Origin of the sequence: Mycolicibacterium sp. lyk4-40-TYG-92 (genome assembly GCF_030209435.1) — a bacterium.
Classification (GTDB): Bacteria; Actinomycetota; Actinomycetes; order Mycobacteriales; family Mycobacteriaceae; genus Mycobacterium.
Genome location: NZ_JARVRX010000002.1, coordinates 110,948 through 125,163, shown reverse-complemented (window position 1 = coordinate 125,163; position 14,216 = coordinate 110,948). Strand labels below are relative to the sequence as shown.

The window sequence follows — 14,216 nt, the reverse complement described above, 5'->3', positions numbered from 1 at the left end:
CGCTCAGTCCAGGATCCGGCGTGCCACGTTCGTGGTGATCAAATCCAGCAGCTCCTCACCACGCCCGGCCAGGATGGTGCGAATAGCGAAGAGCGAGAATCCCTTTGCCTGCTCGGCGGTGATCGTCGGCGGGATGGACAGCTCCTGGCGCGCGGTATGGACGTCGACCACCGCCGGCCCCGGATACGCGAACGCCTCGGTGAGCGCCTGCTCCAGGTCACCGGGGTGTTCCACCCGCCGCCCAAAGATGCCCATGGCCTGGGCCACTGCCCCGAAATCAGGGTTGACCAGCTCGGTGCCGAAGTTGACGATGCCGGCGGCTTTCATCTCCAGCTCGACGAAGTTCAACGACGAGTTGTTGAAGACGATGACCTTGACCGGTAATCGATTCTGAATCAGCGTGATGAGTTCACCGAACAGCATCGCCAGGCCGCCGTCGCCGGCGAACGCCACGATCTGGCGGTCCCGGAACGCCGTCTGTGCGCCGATCGCGAGCGGCAGCGCGCACGCCATGGTGCCGTGGTTGAACGAGCCGATCATGCGGCGCCGGCCGTTCATCGTCAGATAGCGGGCCGCCCACACCACCGGCGAGCCGACGTCGACGGTGAACACCGCGTCGTCGGCCGCGAGCCGATCCGCCAGCCCGGCGACATATTCCGGACGGATCGGGGTGCGGTCGCGGTCGTTGACCGCCAGGGAGTCCAGGGACTGCCGGGTCCGGCGGTAGTGCCTCAGGGCTCGATCCAGATGTGCCCGTTCGGTTTTGGGTCGCAGCCGCGGCATGAGCGCGGCCACCGTATCCCTGACGGTGCCCAGGAGCGGGACGTCCACCGGGGTGCGGCGCCCCAGGTTGCGCCCGCGCACGTCGACCTGGATGACGGTGGCGTGGTCCGGGTAGAACTGGCGGTACGGGAAGTCGGTGCCGAGCATCAGCAGGACCTCGGCTTCCTTGATGGCCTTGTAGCCGGAAGGGAAGCCCAGCAGCCCGGTCAAGCCGACGTCGTAGGGGTTGTCGTATTCGATGAATTCCTTGCCGCGCAAGGCGTGGACGATCGGCGCGTTGAGCGTGGCGGCCAACGCGATCAGCTCGTCGTGACAGCCGGCGGCGCCCGCACCGCCGAGGATCGTGACGGCCTCGGCGTTGTTGAGGATGTCTGCGGCCCGGCGCAGCGATTCGTCGTCGGGGCGCAGCACCGACCGGGTGGCGGTGATCGCCCGGGTCAGCCACTGCGACACCTCTGCGCGGTGCAGGAAGATCTCGCCAGGGACGACGACCACCGCGACGCCGTTCTCCTCCACGGCGGCCCGCATCGCCATCTCGAAGATGCGCGGTGCGTTCTCGGCTGCGGTGACCAGTTCGCAGTACACGCTGCAGTCGCGGAACAGCGCGGTCGGATTGGTCTCTTGGAAGTACTGCGAACCGATCTCGGCGGCCGGGATGTGCGCGGCGATGGCGAGTACGGGGACACGGCTGCGCTGGGCGTCGAACAAGCCATTGATCAGATGCAGGTTGCCGGGACCACAGCTGCCTGCGCACACCGCCAGCTGACCGGTCAGCGCCGCATCAGCAGCCGCCGCGAACGCCGCCGACTCCTCGTGCCGGACGTGTTCCCACGCGATGTCACCGGCTCTCCGGATGGCGTCGGTGAACCCGTTCAGGCTGTCGCCGGGCAGACCGTAAATTCTTTGTACACCACTGATTTTCAGTGCGGAAATAAGGTGGTCCGCCACTGTTGTCATCAGGCACCCCCTGCGCGCGCTTGGTTCAGCGGAAGCTAACACACCGCGGCGAGTCGCGCGGGGCTTCGCAATGTCGTCGGCGCACGGCCGGTACCGTCGGCGACCTAGCGTGGGTAGTCAGGATGCGGCGGGTAGCCCTGGTTGGGATACCCGGACGCCGGGTAGCCCGGATATCCCTGGGGCGGGTAGCCCGGCGCCGGGTAACCGGGGTACCCCTGTTGCGGTGGCGTGGGGTACGTCGGCCCCTGCCCGCCACCGTTCCGCTTGCCGCGGCGACGCCACAGGACGACCGCCATGATGACGACGCACACCACCAACGCCGGAACCAGGACGACATACTCCCAGGACCAGCCTTTCGGCGCGCTCACCCACATCCGATCCGCTCCCGGGCACCGCACGGTCACGGGACCGCGGTCGAGCGGCAGCTCGCCGACAGCCCGGTAGTCCTTTCCACCGGATCGCCAGATGCGTTTGCGCGGGCCGAATCGCCTCTCGGGGTGCGCGCCGGTGAACGGCACCAGCGACTGCGTGTTGCCGTCGGAAGTCGTTGCCGTGCAATGGATGTTCGATTGGCCCTTTTCGAGATACACAATGCTGCGGCCTTCGGTCGGTGTCACCACCTCACCGGACCGGATCGATACGCTCGGGTCGTTCACCGAGCCGAACATCACCGACGCCAGCAGCGCCAACACCGCGAACCCGAACACCAACCCGAGCACTCTGCCGATCGGGCTACGTCCCCCCACACTCCCCATATCCCGATTCTCACATGGGCGCCGCGCGTTGTTCGGCGGCAGACACCGCGCACACGGCCTGATTGCGCGGCGCCTGTGTTGTCGAGGAAGGCGGGAGAGCGTCCACTTCCATTGCGGTGCGAGCTATGGGTCGCCAGTACGGCTAACCAGAGGCGGCCTTATCGCCGGTGGTTGTCCGGCGTTCGGCGATTGCGGAGAGCCGCCAAACGCATTCCCGGTTCCGCGGGATGACAGCGGCCATCGTCAGCTGATTCGGAATCCAGCCCATCGGTGCGCCGACGGCCTCCTCTGCCATCGCGATACGGCAGCCGCCGCCGGGCGTATCCGACAAACGTAATGAGATGCGCGCCCTGCCGAACGGTCTCGCTTTGGCCAGGAGCACCAACTCCTCCAGCACACGGCACTCCAGCACTTCGGTCACGTCGTCCACAAGGAACGGCCACACCCCTATCGAGTGCTGTATTCGGCTCCCGGCGGCCGGCCAATTGGCGTCGACCGCGCGCATGCGACTGTTACCCACCACCCACTGGGAGTAGGTCCAACCGTCGGCGATGACGTCCCACACCGCTTGTCGGGTCGCGGTGCTGTCCCGCCGAACGGTCGGTGCGTCGTCGAATATGTTGCAAGCCGGCATGCCTGGGGTTAGCCGGTGGCGAGCAAGCTAAACCCGTCGACGGCAGATGCGGGCTTTGAGCGCGCCGCGGGCACACCCGGTTCGGGCGGCTGCCGAGACGCCGCGGAGATCGACACCGCCTCCCGACCCGGGAACTCCGCTGGGCGCAAGCGGTGAGCGCAACGTTGCGAGGCACTGGTCCAGCAGCCAGACAGTCTGCACGCAGCTAATTTCAGTAGCTAAATACCCATTGACCCAGCAAACATACTGGAGGTATTTTATCCCCGGGGTTCAATCGTTGGCGACCATGACAACATGGGCAGGGTTGGTGCGCCTGTTGCAGATTGTGTTGTGGCCGCTGGCATTAACGATCACGGAAGCGGGGACCAGATCATGCCGACTACACATGCCAGAAAATCCACAGCAAATCCACAGCAGGCGGCAATTGCCCTACTGGCTAGCGCCGCCGTCGTAAGCGCGGGCGTCCTCGCGGCCAGTCCGCAGGCCAAGACCGTCGCGACCCACCTGCCAGAAATCACGAGGCAGGTGAACCTGACAGCGGGTTCGGACCCGATCTCGCTGATCCAGGGGCTGCTGGCGCTGCCCACATCCATCCTCGGCAACGGACAGTGGATCAACAACCTGGCCTATCTCATGGCGCAGCCACTGGTGGCTGCTGACAGCGCGCTCTATGCGCTCGATACCGCGGCGGCGCCGGTGGTCACGAACGCTGCCGCCACCTTGCTGTCGCCGCTTGCCGCGACACCGGTGGCGCCGGCGGTGGAGGCCGCGCTGCAGGAGTACTTCAAGAATGCGGCCTTCCCTCCCACGGCCTTCTCCGGAGGTGGGCTCACGGGCTTCAACTTCTACGACCTGATCCTTGCTTCGCTGTACGACTTCAGCGCTCCGGCCACCGCCCTGTTTCCGGCGGCAGTGACCTTGTTGGAGAAACTCGGGATCCCCTTGCCCTTGCCCGGCAACGTGTTTCCCAATGCGGCGGCGACCAATGCCGCACTGACGCCGGCGGTCGCTCCGGCGGCTGCGTCGCCGCAGGATTTGATCGGCGGCCTGGGTGGCCTTTTGACCAGCGCGCTGAGCACCGTGTGGAATGACGGGGCCTACCTGGCGAGCATTCCACTGCAGATCGGAGTTCAGACAGCTGCGACTCTGTTGTTCTACGGACCTGCGGCCGTCTTCAATCCACCCCTGCTTTTCAATCTGCTGACCAGTTATATCCCCAACTACATCCGATGGTTCACCGAAGCCGGAATCAACGGATTCGTCAGCACGACAACGCAATTCATCTCCAGCCTCGTAGGTGGGCTCGGCAGCCTCCTGCCTGCCGCGGCAGCGCCGCTGGCCGCCGCGGGCGCGCCGAAGCTGCAAACCGCTGCAGCGGTGACACCCTCGATCAGCCCGGCGGTCTCAGCACCGCAGGATCTGATCGGTGGCCTGGGCAACGTGGTGTCGTCCGCGGTGTCCATGGTGGCGAATGACGTGGCCTACGCGGTGAACCTGCCGCTCGCCGTTGCGGTGCCCGTGGTGATACCACTGGTGGCCGGCCTGCCCTACACGCTCGCCCCACAAGTTCTCGCTGGGCTGCTCACCACGAATCTACCGAATGCGCTGGGCGGTGCCCTCGCCAACACAGTGCATGAAATCGTCTCGCAAGCAGGTCAATTCGTCTCCAGCCTTGGCGGACTCGTCCCGGCGGCAGCGGCGCCCCTCGCGGCCACGAGTGTGCCGAAGATTCAGACCAACTTGATCAAGGTCAGCAATCCGACGACGGCGTCATCGGCACCCAACACCGCTGCCGGCTCGAAGCCGGGCAAGACGGGCTCGAACGACAAGAGCAAGACCGGCGCCGACAAGGCCGGTTCGGATACGACCGGCACCGACAAGACGGGGTCAGACCCGACCGGCACCGAAAAGAAGCCGGACAAGGGCGGAAAACACCGCAAGCCCACTGATTCCGGCGAGGCCGGCAGCGACAACGGCAGCGGCCAGGCCGGCGCCGGAGAGAACAAGGGCGGCAGCAACTCTCACGACAGTGACGGCTCGAAGCACTCATCGGAGAAGTCGGGATCGGGCAGTCACGGAACCGGAGATGGTCATGGCGCAGGCAGTCGCGGTGGTAGCGGGGGCCACGGCGGCGGCAAATAGCCTGTCCGGAAACCGGTTTCGCCCGTGGCTTCATCGGCGGCCTACCGCCGATGAAGCCACGGGCGCGATGCTGCGGGCCGTGAGGGTGTATCAGGCGCTGCCTGTCCGCCGGTTCCGCTTCTCTGCGTCGGCAAGTACTTCAGCTTGCTCGGCCTGTTCGCGTTTGGCTGCCGCGGCGGCACGCTTGTCTTGCGCGTCCTCGAGCGCCGCTTTGGCCGCCGCCACCGACTTCTCTTCCGCCTTGTTGATCCGTTGCAGTCGTTGCCGTTCGGCGGCTTCGGCGGCGTCGCGCTTTCGGTCCGCCTCGGCCCGACTTGCTTTGCCGGCCTCGGCGATGCGCTTGTCGGCTTCCTCCGCCGCCTGACGCTTACGCTGCTGCGCGCGCTCGCGCGCATCGGCCGCCGCGTCCTGCTTGGCTGCGATTGCTTCATCACGGACGTCGGCAGCCGCTTCCAGCGAGTCCTCCAGCTGGGCACCAGCCTGCTGCCGCTGCCGGGCAGCGGCCATGCTCCGCACGGCGGCTTCGCCGCGAACCTCGCTTCGCCGGGCCAGCACCGCGCCCCGCTTTCGCACAGTGGAATCGCCCAGCAACCCGCCGACGGCAGCGTCCAGCCCACCGAGCGACCGCTCATAGATCAGGCGAGCCGGTGCCTCGGCGTCCATGCGGGCGATCCACCGATCCTCGATGAACTGCAGGGGAAACCGGGCCAGGCGGTATTGCAGTCGCAACACCTGTAACGGCAATTCAATGACAGTCACGATATCTCCTTGATTCTCAACGTCTCTCAGGGCAGATTGGCTTGGTTGGTGAGGGTCTCGGCGCGTTCACGAAGACGCCGGGCCTCGGCTTGCTCTTCGGCAGCTTCTCCCAGCGCGGCGCGATGCTCGGCGATCGCTTCGCCGGCCTCCCTGCTGGCTGCCGCGGTGTTGACCGCCTCCTGGATGTCCGCCTGGCGTTCCTCGCGCTGCTCGTCGACGCTGGCACGGACGTGCTCCTCGGCAGCGCGGTGCCGTGCTGCCTGCGCCGCTTGCTGAACCTGGGCCGCCTGCTGCTTCTGCGCCGCCTGCTCCGCGGCTTCAGTGGCGGTCCGCACGACGCCCCGCGCGCCCGCTGCCTGATGACGTGCCGAAGACAACAGGTCGGCGGCGGACTCGGATTCGGCGTCTGCGACCGCCTCGGTCGTGTTGGCTTCCCTGCGCGCTCGCGCCTCGGCCTGCTCAAGCTGCCCTTCGGCGGTCAATGAATCGTTACCGGTCACGGCGCCGGCGATCTCCTTCGCCTTGCCCTTGATCGAATCGATCAGGCCTTTACGTGCCTCGTCGGCTTTTTCATGTTCACCCATGACCTCTGCCATGCTCGTTTTGCATGTCCTTCAAACACCGTGCCGTCGAAGTCGAGTTCCCTCAGGAGGCCGCGCAGCGCGCTGAGCAGGGACGGGCCGGCGCTGACGGACCATGATCCGGCACCTGTGATTTCGGTCAATCCAACGCCGGCTGGGAAAGTGGCGCAACCCAAGTCGGCCACGCCGCCCACCAACGGGGTGCCGCCGATCGGCGCTCAGGCGTCGCCCTCTATACCGGATTCTCGTGTGCCACGGCGCGGTAGCTGCGCGCCCCTGCGCGATCTACGGCCGCTTTGACCAGGCCGAAGACGAGGCCCTGCACACCTGCGGCAAACAGTGCCTGCGCGCCCGAGCGGTTCAAATCTCTGGGGTCCGGGGGTCCATCCCCGGAATCGTCGATCCGTTCCCACACCACACTGAAGATTTTGCCGGCCACGAGGCCGCCCACGACGCTGAACGCAGCCGACAACGGCAGATACAGCGACTTCGATATCGAGCTCATCGTTCTCCTTGCATGTCTGACGGACCCGCCTGATCCGAGGCGTGGCTGAGAGTTACCCCGGCTGCGACCCAGCCAATCGCCCAAAATGCCTCAGCGGCAGCCGAAAACAAAGAGGGACGGAACTCACCGCGATCGAACGACGGGCCGGAACGAATCGGCATCGGCGGCCGCCCAGTCGAAAGCCCAGCTCTGGGGCACCTGCTCGATGAGCTCGTTTGGCTGCAACCACTCGTAGAGTTCGGCAAAGGAGACCTGCTGAGTGGCCGAGACTTTCTTACGCAATAGGTGCGGCGACAGCTCTGCCGGGTCGGCGATCCCCATCGAGCCCATGATCTTCATCGCCTGCTCGACGGTGGCCTTCTGATAGCGATATACGCGCATACTTTTGTCACCGACGTCGAGGGCTCGCGCCCGTCGCGGATCCTGAGTGGCGACCCCGACCGGGCAGTGATTGGTGTGGCAGCGCTGCGATTGGATGCACCCGATCGCCATCATCATGGCTCGTGCTGCGTTGGTGTAATCGGCGCCCTGGATGAGCCGTTTGATGATGTCGTTGCCCGCGGCGACCTTCCCGCTGGCGCCGATGCGTATCACGTCGCGCAGACCGGTACCGACCAGCGCGTTATGCACCGTCATCAATCCGTCAGTCAGTGGAAGCCCGACATGGTCCTCGTACTCCAGGGGCGCAGCCGCCGTCCCGCCCTCCGCGCCGTCCACGATGATGAAATCGGGGGTTATGCCTTCGGCCAGCATCGCTTTGCAGATCGCCAGAAAGTCCACACGCGAGCCGACGCACAGCTTGAAACCGACCGGCTTGCCGTCACAGAGCTCACGGAGCCGGCCCACAAACTGGACAAGCTCACGCGGAGTGGAAAACGTCGAATGCGCAGCAGGACTCACGCACTTCTCCCCCGCGGGCACCCCACGGTATTCGGCGATCTCGTGGCTCACCTTCGACGCCGGCAGCACACCGCCCACTCCTGGCTTGGCCCCCTGGCTGAGCTTGAGCGAGACACATTTGACCGCGTCATGAGCGGCCTTGTCGGCGAACTGATCCGGATCGAAACGCCCGTCGCGCGTACGCGTGCCGAAGTAGCCGGACCCGATTTCCCAGACCAGATCGGCGCCACCGAGATGGTAGGGCGTCAACCCGCCTTCGCCGGTGTCGTGTGCGAACCCTCCGCGTCGCGCGCCGGCGTTCAGGGCCTTCAACGCGTTGGCCGAGAGCGCTCCGAAACTCATCGACGACACATTCAGCAGTGCCATGTCATAGGGCCGGGTGCAGTCCGGGCCTCCGATCCGAACCCGGTAGGGCTCCGGCGGGGGCTCCACGGGCGCGGTCGAGTGCACCAGGTACTCGTACCCGGCCTCGTCGACATCCCGTTCGGTGCCGTACGACAATTCAGCCGCGGTGCCCTTGGCCCGCTCATAGATCAGTGAGCGGACATCGCGGTCGAACGGTCGGCCGTCAAAATTGCGTTCGATGAAGTACTGCTGCAGTTCCGGGCGCAGCGCCTCGAGCAGGTACCGCATGTGCCCGACCACGGGGTAATTGCGCAACACAGAATGACGTCGTTGAGTGACATCGAAGACAGCTATCGCGGCCACCGCACCCACGGCCCCCGCGGCAATCCACCACATCCAACCACCGAACAGCGCGGTAACCGCAAGGCCTGCCGCAGTGGCAGCCAATGCCGCGACGATCACGAACCGAATCACGCCAACCCTCTTCGTCTGACGAACCGCTGTCGGCGTAATACCCAGAATCAGCCGTTTCAGGCACCAACACGTAGACGTCGACCAAGCCGTGCGCTGCAGATGTGAACTGCCGGTGGCGTGTCCAATCACCACCATTGATTGTGGTGAACAACCGCGTCCGCGAACAGGGCCACTCCAGCTACCAGAAACAAGAGGCGAACGCCGATCGGCCCGTATCGAGTGAGAGTTCGCACCAGCCAGCGCTGTGCCTGGTCGGCCCGTCTACTTCGGCTGGTGGACAGGCCGAGAAGCGCGATGCACGGCAACATGGTGAGGACCGAGTACACGATCACTATCACTGGCCAGGTGGGTGGCCGAGGCTGCAGCGCCGCAATCATCGCCAGGCCCGCCAAGAACGGAACGGCGGTGGGGGCTTGGCCGAGACCGATTGCGGCACCGAGGAATCCGAGCAACCAAGGGCGCTGGCGCACGGCAGCCAGCGCCCAGCCCGGTGCCGTGCTCTGGGCGACCAGCGGGAAGAATGCCAGCACGATCAGCACCAGTCCGAGCCCGATCTCACCCCAGTACCTGACCGAAGGTGTCAGGTGGAAGTTGGTCAGATTGGTCAACCATCCCAAGCCGAGTACGGCACACAGACCGAAAGTGCTTGTTACTGCCAAGACTCCGACGATGAAGCTCAGTCCACCCGGTAGCGCAGACTGGCGATTCAATCGACTGCCGTAGATCACTGCCGAGACGACGCCGATGTTCAGGACGTTGAGCGAGTCGAGAAAAGCCAAACCCGCCAACGTCAGCAGCAGTGCCGTCATCGTCGCGTTCCCCCGACACCCGTTAGAACGTCGGCAAGGCTGCGCCGACACGTTCGCGATAATTTCCCCTGCACCATACGGCGCCAGACCGAGCTTTAGCTGTCCAGCACGCCGATGCCGTGAGACGGCAAGCCGTGGCCAGGGAGTACATGTTCCACGTGTAGCGAGCGCAGGCGTGCCGCGGTGCGAGCGCTGGCCGCGGCATCGATCGTGTCCGGCGCGAACCGCGGTCGACCGTGCATGGTGATCACCGCGTCTCCCGACAGTAGCGTGCGAGAGTCTGCGTGCCAGAACGCAATTCCGTCATCGGTGTGACCGGGCGCGGCGATCACCGTCCACGCCGATGCCCCTGGTAGTCGATCGCCGTCGCTAAGTGCGCCAGCGGGTGCGGGTCCCGGCCACAGCATTCCGCGCGTGGTGCCGAATCCGACCGTTGCCGATGCCGCGACGAAACCGGCTGCGGCCTTGGCGTCGAACGGTTGGCCGAACAGGACCGGCCACGTCCGGGCGAGCTTGGCCACGCTCGGTGTGCGGGGTGTGGCAGTGCCGTCGATGTAGGAGACCGTCTCGGTCGCCAAGTGAATACCCGCTCCGTACCGTTCGGCGATCGCCGGTGCGCCGCTGAGGTGATCGGGATGGCCATGGGTGGCGGTCACCGTCACGGGACTGCGGCCACTCAGCAGCGGGGTAATGTCGGCGAACAGTTTCGGCATGAACGCGTCGACCACAACGACATTTCCGTCATCGCCGTCGATCAGATAGCAGTTGAAACACCACCGGGACACCCGCGTCACGGGTGAGTCCGCGAATCGTTCTGGTTTCACACCCATCTCTGCCCCTCCGCCACAGTCAGGTTACCGACGAAACGACGGGCTGGAATGTGCGTACATGCTGACCAGCGGTCTGCGCGTGCCCCGCCTACCGGCATCACCTGCGACTGGTTTTCCGAAGAGGTCCATAACGGACTGCCCCTACCGATTTGGTGTTAGTAATGGTCTGTGTCTGGCGGCGGGGTACATCACCGGTACGACGAGACCGGTCTCACTTATGCGAGCACCCGTCAACCCGATCCGCGTATCGGCGCGGCCATCAATGCCGCCCTGGCCGGCATGGCCTCGGTTGCCAACATCGGGGCGGGCACCGGATCGTACGAACCAGCCCAAACGGTCATCGCGGTCGAGCCCAGCCGGGTGATGATCAACCAGCGACGTACCGACGCTGCCTCCGCTGTGCAGGCAGTTGCCGAACACCTACCGCTCCGCTCGGCCAGCGTGGACGCGTCAGTCGCGGTGCTGACTGTGCATCATTGGCGAGATCTCAAGCGCGGGCTTGCAGAACTGATTCGTGTCGCCCGCCGTCGCGTAGCCATATTGACCTGGGACCACGATACTTTCAAAGAATTTTGGCTGCTGCGCGACTATCTACCCGCGGCAGCAGCGACCGACGCCCAACTGGCCGTCCCCATTTCAACGCTGATGGCGCTGCTCGGCGAGGCAACGGCAATCCCCATTCCAGTGCCGCATGACTGCACCGATGGATTCGGTGGAGCGTACTGGCGCCGACCCCATGCCTACTTGGACGAGACGGTTCGCGCCGGGATGTCGTTATGTGCGTTGACGCCCAAGCACCAACTCGAAGAAGGGCTTTCGCGTCTAGCCACCGAACTGAACACCGGCGAATGGCACCTCAAGTACGCGCATCTCTTGAATCTTCCAGAACTGGACCTCGGCTATCGACTGCTCGTCGCGGAACTCCCCTAGCCAAGTGAGGCGAGACGCCGGCCGCTCAGGACTCACTTGGTGGCGATCCGGCCGCCCAGTTCGGGCCGGTTGGCCAGTTCCTGTTGCGCTGCGTGCCAACTGGTCTCATCGACACCCAGCACGCTACGCAGGTAGGCAGTGGTGGTGCGCTGCACCAGCGCAACGGTAGCGGGGTTGTCCGAATCCGACTGCGGCACTGTCCCGTACGCGTGAATGCCGCCTTGGGCGTGGTCGGCACCGAAGAGGGTGAGCAGGTCCTTGTTGCCCGGGCTGTACACGTAGGCGTCCTCCCACCAATCCGGGCCGCGGGTGGACAGTGGTGACTGGTCCGCATCGCCGGCGGTGATGAGCGCCGGAGCGCTGAAATGCTCGAAACTGGGATTCATGAACGGGAACAACTGGGTCGCAATCGGTGTGAGATCGTCACCGGCCAATCCAGCCAGGCTCAGCAGCACCCCGGCGCGAACGCGCGAGTCGGTGAAGTCTTCGCCCGCATCGCCGGCCGGGGCCAGCACACGAGCACCCAGCAGCGCACTCGCGGTGGTGGCACCGTAGGAGTGGCCGGCAACCGCGATATTGCCGCGATCCACCCGGGCAGCGAGATCGGGTACGGCGGCGATGACATCCTCGAGGTTGTCGACGATGCTCGCCAGATCCTGGACCCGGTGGCGCCAGATCTCAGGTCCACGCGGGTCGGTAGGCGCCAGGCCCAGCGACGCCGAGTCCAGGTGGGTGGGCTGGATGACGACGAAGCCGTGCGCGGCCCAGAAGTCGGTCAACGGGCCGTAGGCGTCCATGGAGAAGCCGAACCCGTGCGAGAACAACACGACCGGCAGAGCCTCGCCGTCACGTGGCGCGGTGACACGGACCTGCAGGTCATCTCCCCGATCCGGGGCACGCAGGAGCACGGGCCGGACGGACAACGTCGCGGTCGGCGCGCCAATGACACTGTCGGTGGGTGTTGGAGTGTGGGTCATGACAGAACTCCTGGGCGATGCGTACGCGCGACCAGTTGGTGGCGCCCGGGCGGGATGGATATTGTGCAAGTGGGCAGGGTGCCCACTTAGACAATACGGAGACCCTCCCCACTTGTCGACCACGGCTTGGAACTGTGAGGTGAGAGACATGACGCCTGAGGAGCCGATGGCGAGATCCGCCAGCCGCCGCGTCGACGCGCAGCGCAATCGTGAAAAGATCCTGGCCGCCGCTCGGGCGGCGTTCGCCGACCCCGATGCGGATGTGTCGATGGCTGATATCGCGCGCCGCGCGAACATCGGTTCTGCCACCCTGTACCGAAATTTCGCAGACCGGCGCACGTTGTTGGAAGCGCTCTACAGCGAGGAAATCGCCGCGATCTGCCAGGCCGCACAGACGTGCGACGATGTCACGGCGGGCGCCAGGTTGCACTCCTGGTTGCGCCATTTCTATGGTTATTTCTTGAACAAGCGCGTTCTGGCCAGCGAGCTACTTGACCTGGTCGGCGCCGAGAGTCCGGTTTTCCGTGAAGGTTTCGCCCTCGTGCTCGGCGCCGCCGAACGACTGGTTCAGGAAGCACACCGGTCCGGCGAGCTGCGCGACGACCTCGACGCAGAACAGATACTCGCGCTGATTGCGTCGATTGCCAACATCCCCGGGGACCCGGTCTTCCGGGCGCCCATCCTCACAGCGGCGCTCGACGCACTGTGGACACCGAATGCGGCGCACTGAATCGTATGGGGACGAGTACGGCTAGAGCTTGAATCGTCCGGCGAAGCCGCGCAGCGGAAGGTCGGCGCTGGTGATGATGCCGGGCCGGGCCGCGACCACCGACTTGATGGCGTTGAGCGCGGGCAAGCCGGTGACGGTCATGCCGATGGATGCGAAGTTGTCCGGATTGGACAGGTCCACACCGGGTTTCGGGTAGATCATGTGCTTGTTGTAGATACAGGGGTCACCCTTGACGTGAGTGATGTAGCAGCCCTTGATGTTCCAGTGCGGGTCGGTGTGGGGCGTCATCTGCCATTCCAGATGGGTCTCGATGCGTGGCACGCCGTCGACCATGCCCTGGTACTTGATGTAGTTGCCGCCGAGGGAGCCTTTGGGCAGCGTGTACCAGCCCAGGTCGACATCCTTGGTGCAGGCACCGAGCTCGTATTCAAATTTGACCTCGTCGAGCTCGAGCCCGAAGCAGTCGGCCATCAGGTAGACCGAGTCGGCAAAGACCTCCGTGTATTTCCGCAGCTTGCCCGGGATCGACGGATCATCAACGGGCAGACCGTATCCCACCTCGATCCAGGTGTCCTTGCTGTGATGGCAGGACACGTCGACGGACTCGATGGTGGTGACGTTCTCGATTTCCGCGACATCGGCCGAGCACACCACCCCGAGAATCTGATTGAGGCCGGGGTTCATACCGGTGCCGTAGAACGTGGAATTGCCCTTCTCACAGGCCTCTTGGAGCAGCTGCGTGACGGGCTTACCCGAGTGGTGCGGGTGATTGGTATCGCGGTGGAAGCCGGTGATCCAGTCGGCGGTGGTGACGATGTTGATGCCGGCCTCAAGCACCTTGACGTAGAGATCTTCGTCGGGAAACACGCCGTGGAAGGTCAGCACGTCGGGCTTGGCAGCGATGATCTCCTCGACCGTGCCGGTGGCGATCACACCGTTGGGCGCTAGTCCGGCAAGCTCACCGGCGTCCTTGCCGACCTTGTCCGGCGAATAGCAATGCACACCAACGAGTTCGAGCTCCGGCCGATGGGCGATCCGCTTGATCATCTCGGTGCCGACGTTGCCGGTCGCGACCTGAAAGACGGTTATCGGCATGGACAAGCCT

Annotated in this window: 14 protein-coding genes; 3 read left to right on the top strand and 11 right to left on the bottom strand. The window is 65.1% G+C overall.

The genetic code is table 11. The annotated features are described in order from the left end of the window. Positions 1 to 3: 3 nt before the first annotated feature. From poxB to QRN63_RS05330, 3 genes are all read right to left on the bottom strand, one after another. Positions 4 to 1,740: a ubiquinone-dependent pyruvate dehydrogenase gene (gene poxB / locus QRN63_RS05340; RefSeq protein ID WP_267319388.1), complete on the bottom strand. Its 1,737-nt coding sequence runs from the start codon at positions 1,738 to 1,740 to the stop codon at positions 4 to 6. A 104-nt stretch (positions 1,741 to 1,844) separates the two neighbouring features. Further along, a complete protein-coding gene (locus QRN63_RS05335; RefSeq protein ID WP_285029827.1) occupies positions 1,845 to 2,495 on the bottom strand; it encodes a hypothetical protein in 651 nt (216 codons plus the stop codon). A gap of 142 nt (positions 2,496 to 2,637) precedes the next feature. Then, positions 2,638 to 3,129 carry an SRPBCC family protein gene (locus QRN63_RS05330; RefSeq protein ID WP_285029825.1) on the bottom strand — a complete coding sequence of 164 codons (492 nt, stop codon included), beginning with the start codon at positions 3,127 to 3,129 and terminating at the stop codon, positions 2,638 to 2,640. A gap of 372 nt (positions 3,130 to 3,501) precedes the next feature. Here QRN63_RS05330 and QRN63_RS05325 point away from each other — a divergent pair, with 372 nt between their 5' ends. Then, a complete protein-coding gene (locus tag QRN63_RS05325; protein WP_285029824.1) occupies positions 3,502 to 5,271 on the top strand; it encodes a hypothetical protein in 1,770 nt (589 codons plus the stop codon). 90 nt (positions 5,272 to 5,361) lie between these two features. Here the strand turns inward: QRN63_RS05325 and QRN63_RS05320 are convergent, their stop codons facing one another. The 6 genes from QRN63_RS05320 to QRN63_RS05295 all read right to left on the bottom strand — a co-directional run bounded on the left by QRN63_RS05320 (position 5,362) and on the right by QRN63_RS05295 (position 10,474). Further along, entirely contained in the window at positions 5,362 to 6,030 is a 669-nt protein-coding gene (locus QRN63_RS05320) for an IF2 family translation initiation factor (RefSeq protein ID WP_285029823.1), read from the bottom strand. A gap of 26 nt (positions 6,031 to 6,056) precedes the next feature. Next, positions 6,057 to 6,626 (bottom strand): CsbD family protein, encoded by a 570-nt coding sequence (locus QRN63_RS05315; RefSeq protein ID WP_285029821.1) that lies wholly within the window; start codon positions 6,624 to 6,626, stop codon positions 6,057 to 6,059. A gap of 217 nt (positions 6,627 to 6,843) precedes the next feature. Further along, the gene (locus tag QRN63_RS05310; protein WP_267319394.1) at positions 6,844 to 7,116 is read right to left on the bottom strand and encodes a DUF4235 domain-containing protein; all 273 of its coding nucleotides are present in this window, start codon (positions 7,114 to 7,116) and stop codon (positions 6,844 to 6,846) included. A 123-nt stretch (positions 7,117 to 7,239) separates the two neighbouring features. Beyond that, positions 7,240 to 8,835 carry an FMN-binding glutamate synthase family protein gene (locus tag QRN63_RS05305; protein ID WP_502888089.1) on the bottom strand — a complete coding sequence of 532 codons (1,596 nt, stop codon included), beginning with the start codon at positions 8,833 to 8,835 and terminating at the stop codon, positions 7,240 to 7,242. A 125-nt stretch (positions 8,836 to 8,960) separates the two neighbouring features. After that, on the bottom strand, positions 8,961 to 9,644 hold the full coding sequence (locus QRN63_RS05300) for a GAP family protein (protein ID WP_285029820.1): 684 nt from the start codon (positions 9,642 to 9,644) through the stop codon (positions 8,961 to 8,963). A 95-nt stretch (positions 9,645 to 9,739) separates the two neighbouring features. After that, positions 9,740 to 10,474, bottom strand: coding sequence for an MBL fold metallo-hydrolase (locus QRN63_RS05295; RefSeq protein WP_285029819.1), 735 nt, complete (start codon positions 10,472 to 10,474; stop codon positions 9,740 to 9,742). 168 nt (positions 10,475 to 10,642) lie between these two features. Between QRN63_RS05295 and QRN63_RS05290 the strand changes: the two genes are divergently transcribed. Continuing rightward, a complete protein-coding gene (locus QRN63_RS05290; RefSeq protein ID WP_285029818.1) occupies positions 10,643 to 11,404 on the top strand; it encodes a class I SAM-dependent methyltransferase in 762 nt (253 codons plus the stop codon). A 32-nt stretch (positions 11,405 to 11,436) separates the two neighbouring features. On the opposite strand, the gene QRN63_RS05285 is transcribed toward QRN63_RS05290, so the two are convergent. Next, positions 11,437 to 12,381 carry an alpha/beta hydrolase family protein gene (locus tag QRN63_RS05285; protein WP_285029817.1) on the bottom strand — a complete coding sequence of 315 codons (945 nt, stop codon included), beginning with the start codon at positions 12,379 to 12,381 and terminating at the stop codon, positions 11,437 to 11,439. 148 nt (positions 12,382 to 12,529) lie between these two features. Here QRN63_RS05285 and QRN63_RS05280 point away from each other — a divergent pair, with 148 nt between their 5' ends. After that, positions 12,530 to 13,111, top strand: coding sequence for a TetR/AcrR family transcriptional regulator (locus QRN63_RS05280; RefSeq protein WP_285029815.1), 582 nt, complete (start codon positions 12,530 to 12,532; stop codon positions 13,109 to 13,111). A 21-nt stretch (positions 13,112 to 13,132) separates the two neighbouring features. Here QRN63_RS05280 and QRN63_RS05275 read toward each other — a convergent pair whose 3' ends face one another. Further along, positions 13,133 to 14,206: an NAD(P)H-dependent amine dehydrogenase family protein gene (locus QRN63_RS05275; RefSeq protein WP_285029814.1), complete on the bottom strand. Its 1,074-nt coding sequence runs from the start codon at positions 14,204 to 14,206 to the stop codon at positions 13,133 to 13,135. Between the last annotated feature and the right edge of the window lie 10 nt (positions 14,207 to 14,216).

What these genes read in the sequence shown, in the direction of transcription:
- poxB (WP_267319388.1), bottom strand. Translation starts at nt 1,740, where the DNA reads ATGACAACAGTGGCGGACCACCTTATTTCCGCACTGAAAATCAGTGGT.
- QRN63_RS05335 (WP_285029827.1), bottom strand. Translation starts at nt 2,495, where the DNA reads ATGGGGAGTGTGGGGGGACGTAGCCCGATCGGCAGAGTGCTCGGGTTG.
- QRN63_RS05330 (WP_285029825.1), bottom strand. Translation starts at nt 3,129, where the DNA reads ATGCCGGCTTGCAACATATTCGACGACGCACCGACCGTTCGGCGGGAC.
- QRN63_RS05325 (WP_285029824.1), top strand. Translation starts at nt 3,502, where the DNA reads ATGCCGACTACACATGCCAGAAAATCCACAGCAAATCCACAGCAGGCG.
- QRN63_RS05315 (WP_285029821.1), bottom strand. Translation starts at nt 6,626, where the DNA reads ATGGCAGAGGTCATGGGTGAACATGAAAAAGCCGACGAGGCACGTAAA.
- QRN63_RS05310 (WP_267319394.1), bottom strand. Translation starts at nt 7,116, where the DNA reads ATGAGCTCGATATCGAAGTCGCTGTATCTGCCGTTGTCGGCTGCGTTC.
- QRN63_RS05300 (WP_285029820.1), bottom strand. Translation starts at nt 9,644, where the DNA reads ATGACGGCACTGCTGCTGACGTTGGCGGGTTTGGCTTTTCTCGACTCG.
- QRN63_RS05295 (WP_285029819.1), bottom strand. Translation starts at nt 10,474, where the DNA reads ATGGGTGTGAAACCAGAACGATTCGCGGACTCACCCGTGACGCGGGTG.
- QRN63_RS05285 (WP_285029817.1), bottom strand. Translation starts at nt 12,381, where the DNA reads ATGACCCACACTCCAACACCCACCGACAGTGTCATTGGCGCGCCGACC.
- QRN63_RS05280 (WP_285029815.1), top strand. Translation starts at nt 12,530, where the DNA reads ATGACGCCTGAGGAGCCGATGGCGAGATCCGCCAGCCGCCGCGTCGAC.
- QRN63_RS05275 (WP_285029814.1), bottom strand. Translation starts at nt 14,206, where the DNA reads ATGCCGATAACCGTCTTTCAGGTCGCGACCGGCAACGTCGGCACCGAG.